The sequence below is a fragment of the Acidiphilium sp. genome (assembly GCF_049977125.1).
In the GTDB taxonomy this organism is placed as follows: Bacteria; Pseudomonadota; Alphaproteobacteria; order Acetobacterales; family Acetobacteraceae; genus Acidiphilium.
Map to the genome: position 1 here is coordinate 1 of NZ_JBMFGY010000013.1, position 2825 is coordinate 2825.

Genomic DNA, 2825 nt, shown 5'->3' on the forward strand with positions numbered 1-2825 from the left:
CAATTTGTTGACGAAATGCTAAAACGACGAGTGTAAAATTTTCTGACAACTCACGCCGGTCGCTCGATCTGCTAGGCTCGGCCCGAAGAGGTCAGACGCAATGCGCCTGACCTTCCGGTGCCCGGCCCTCATCCGCAACGCCGGATCGTCGCGATGATGGCGGGCGGGGAGGGGGATCAGCCGACGATTTCGGTACCAGCAAAAAAGAACGCGATTTCCTGCGTGGCGGCGTCTGGCGCATCCGAGCCATGAACTGAATTGGCCTCGATGTCCTCGGCGAATTCAGCGCGGATGGTGCCGGGAGCGGCTTTTTTCGGGTCGGTGGCCCCCATGATCTCGCGATTCTTAGCGACGGCGTTTTCACCTGCCAGCACCTGTACCACGACCGGTCCAGACGTCATGAACGCGACAAGACCGGCGAAAAACGGGCGGTCCTTGTGTACGCCATAAAACTGCTCAGCCTGTGATCTGGTAAGGTGGATACGCTTTTGTGCAACGATGCGCAGCCCGGCATCCTCGAAGGTGGCGTTGATCTTGCCGGTCAGATTGCGGCGGGTGGCGTCAGGTTTGATAATCGACAGCGTATGTTCGATGGGCATGGTTTGTCTCTTTTCAGCGATTTGGAAGAACGATTCCGGAGTTGGGGCGGCCATAGCTTTCATCGCCGGTATGGGCAAGCCCCACGCCGTGGGTTAGCAAGCGGGCATGAGCCTTCTTCGCATCGAAAATCTGTCCTTCAGCATCGCCGGTCGTGCCTTGCTGGAAAACGCGGCCCTGGTGGTCGATCCCGGTCGCAAGATCGGACTGATCGGCCGAAATGGTGCCGGAAAATCGACGTTATTGAAGCTGATCCAGGGCATCAACCCGCCGGATGGCGGCTCCATTCGCTTGGCCAACCGGGCCAGGCTCGGCGCGGTGGCGCAGGAGGCGCCAGCCGGGCCGATCACCCCGATCGAAGTGGTCCTGGCCGCCGATGTCGAACGGACGGCGCTTCTGGCCGAGGCCGAACATGCCGCGCCGGAACGGCTGGGCGAGATTCACGATCGGCTGATCACGATCGATGCGGATAGCGCGGCCTCGCGAGCGGGGGCGATTCTGGCGGGGCTGGGATTCGATGATCGCGCGCAGAGCCAGCCGATGTCGAGTTTCTCCGGTGGCTGGCGCATGCGGGTGGCGCTGGCGGCCGCCCTGTTCGCGGCACCGGATTTATTACTGCTCGATGAGCCGACCAATCACCTCGATCTCGAAGCGACCCTGTGGCTTGAAACCTGGTTGGCGCGATTCGGCGGCGCGGTGCTGATGGTCTCGCATGATCGGGATCTGCTCGATCGGGCGGTGGACAGCATCGCGCATCTGGATCGGGGCAAGATCACCCTCACACCGGGCGGGTTTGCCGAATTCGTGCGGATCAGGACCGAGCGTGCCGAGCAACAGAACCGCGCTGCGGCAAAGATCGCCGAGCAGCGGGCGCATATGCAGAGTTATGTCGATCGGTTCCGCGCCAAAGCGAGCAAGGCCCGTCAGGCGCAGTCGCGGTTGAAGGCCTTGGCCAAGATGCCGATGATCGACACCATCGTCGAGGATCACCCGACGCGCTTCGCATTTCCAGAACCGCGTGAACTCTCACCGCCGCTTCTCTCGCTCGATCGGGTTTCGCTCGGGTATGGCGAGCGGGTGGTGCTGTCAGGCGTGTCGCTGCGGATCGACATGGAGGACCGTATTGCGCTGCTAGGGGCGAACGGTAACGGTAAGTCCACCTTGGCGAAGGCGCTGGCGGGCCGGCTGGCACCGATGAGCGGCAGCAGTTTTCGCACACGCGGAATCACGGTAGGCTATTTCGCGCAGCATCAGGAAGATGATTTGCATCTTGACGACACGCCGTTGCTGCATCTGTCCCGAGTACTGCCGAACGCGACGCCGACTCAGGTGCGGGCACAGGCGGCACGATTTGGCTTGGATGCAGCGCGGGTGGAGACCAAGGTAGGGCAGCTGTCTGGTGGCGAGAAGGCGCGTCTGCTCCTCGCGCTGGCGACCCGGGATGCGCCGCAGGTGCTCATCCTCGATGAACCGACCAATCACCTCGACATCGACGCACGAGAGGCGCTGGTGCGGGCGCTGACCGATTTTCCGGGAGCGGTGATTCTGGTGACGCATGACACCCATCTGATCGATCTCGTCGCGGATCGCTTAATGCTGGTCGCGGGCGGCAAGGTCGAGGCCTATGAGGATGATCTGGAAGCGTATCGGCGGTTGATCACCCAGAGGACCGCGACGGGCGGCGAGCGGAAATCAGCCCCGCAGACCAAAGAGGATCGCAAGGCGCGCGCCGAAGCGCGTGAGGCAACCGCGCCGCTGCGCAAAATTGGCCGTGAGGCGGAAAAGACGATCAAGACGCTGGAAGCCGAGAAACGCAAGCTCGAAGCGAAACTGGCTGATCAAGCCTTCTACGCCCGCGCGAAATCCGAGGAGATCACCGCGATCCAACTTCGACTGGGCGCAATCGGCACCGAGATCGAGGCGGCAGAGACGATATGGCTTGAGGTTGAGGCGGCGCTGGACGGGGTAGGGTAGGGGCTTCAGATTTGGAAGGCGCGCGGCTTGAGGCCGCGCGCCGGAGATGATCAGAACAGAACGCCGCCTTCGAGCAGGAAATCGGCCTGATTGCGGCTGCCGCCGTCGTTGCCGTAGCCGGAGCTGGGCATGCCAGTGTTGTTGAACTTGGTCAGATGCAACAGAGCGACGTCGGTCCGGGCAAACAGATTACCCTGCTGCCAGGTCGGCGTAACCGATAATCCAATGCCTTGCGCGCCCGGGTTCAGGAACCA

At 62.2% G+C, this 2825-nt stretch carries 2 protein-coding genes and 1 pseudogene; 1 reads left to right on the forward strand and 2 read right to left on the reverse strand.

Going from position 1 to position 2825, the window contains the following annotated elements:
* Positions 1-176: 176 nt before the first annotated feature.
* A complete protein-coding gene (gene ndk, locus ACP5E6_RS03895) occupies positions 177-599 on the reverse strand; it encodes a nucleoside-diphosphate kinase (protein ID WP_427952067.1) in 423 nt (140 codons plus the stop codon).
* Between the two features lie 106 nt (positions 600-705).
* On the opposite strand from ndk, the gene ACP5E6_RS03900 reads away from it, so the two are divergent.
* The gene (locus ACP5E6_RS03900; protein WP_427951953.1) at positions 706-2571 is read left to right on the forward strand and encodes an ABC-F family ATP-binding cassette domain-containing protein; all 1866 of its coding nucleotides are present in this window, start codon (positions 706-708) and stop codon (positions 2569-2571) included.
* Between the two features lie 50 nt (positions 2572-2621).
* Here ACP5E6_RS03900 and ACP5E6_RS03905 read toward each other — a convergent pair.
* Positions 2622-2825 (reverse strand): annotated as a pseudogene (locus ACP5E6_RS03905) (outer membrane beta-barrel protein); the annotation flags it as partial.